1 protein-coding gene is annotated in these 1,110 nt (G+C 39.8%); it reads left to right on the top strand.

The window, feature by feature from the left end:
- On the top strand, nucleotides 1-1,032 hold a 1,032-nt coding region (locus tag IQR33_RS31975; protein WP_193844332.1), incomplete at its 5' end, for a ParA family protein.
- Nucleotides 1,033-1,110 lie beyond the last annotated feature (78 nt).

Raw genomic sequence — 1,110 nt, 5'->3', positions numbered from 1 at the left:
AAAAAGGAAGAAGATTGGGTGGAGCAAGGCTATCAACCACCTGAAATGATCCGTGGTAAGTATGCGTATTCGCCAGACTATATTCATGAAATTCTCGATTTAGCTGGTAAGCCAAAATGGTCTGATTTTAATCGTGGTACTCATATTATCAATGTACAGAACCAGAAAGGTGGTACAGGTAAGTCCATGACGACTATTAACCTGGCTCAGGCATTAGGTTTACAGCACCTTGAACGTATCCGCATTCTAATCATTGATTTAGATCCACAGGGTTCACTTAAATTGTTCGCTCAATCTAAGGAATACAAACAAAATGATCTGGACCAACTCACTGCCGTTGACATTATGACAGCGGATCTTGAGGGTAAAGATTCTCTATATCAAAATTTCGTGAATTATGGTTTAAGTCATGAGGATATTATTGATGAAGCAATCCTTAATACCTTCTTACCTAATGTTCGAATCATGCCAGCGTTTCCTGAGGATGAGCGATTTTCGTCTTTACATTGGCTCGGAGAAGAAAACCTAATTCCAAGATTAAAAGAACGAGTTATCGACCCTATTCGTAACCAATACGACTTAATCTTTATTGATACAGGACCTCAAATCAACCCGCTTACTTGGAGTGCACTGTACGCTTGTAATGGTTTGTTGGTACCAGTATCTCCAAAGGCTCTCGACTGGAGCTCCACAACTCAATTCTTGGATAATTTACCTAACCAGGTTCGAGCTTTGCCAGAAGGTTCAGAAGGTATTCGTTGGATTAAAATTGCCCGTACCAACGTCGAAGAAGAGAAAGACCGAGATACTGAGCTATCAAATCGTATCAAAGATGAGTACCGTTCCATGGTATTCAATAACTACATCATTCGCTCAAATGCTTTTGATACCGCAGCCAAAAATTATCGAACAGTACTAGATGTCGCTTCTAGCGAAGGTATTTGTATCCCTCGACAGCTACGTGACTCTAAGGACTCAGTAATTGATTTAGCAAATGAGCTTAAAGATCATTTAAAAGATATCGATTTATAAAGAGGGCACCATGTCAAGTCATAGAAGAAATGTCCAAGCTTATACACCAGGTGGTAATCGTACCTCGAAGTTATCATC

This window comes from Vibrio sp. OPT46 (assembly GCF_015163535.1).
GTDB lineage: Bacteria > Pseudomonadota > Gammaproteobacteria > Enterobacterales > Vibrionaceae > Vibrio > Vibrio alginolyticus.
The sequence above is the reverse complement of the archived record's forward strand: the minus strand, read 5'-3'. Positions and strand labels throughout refer to the sequence as shown.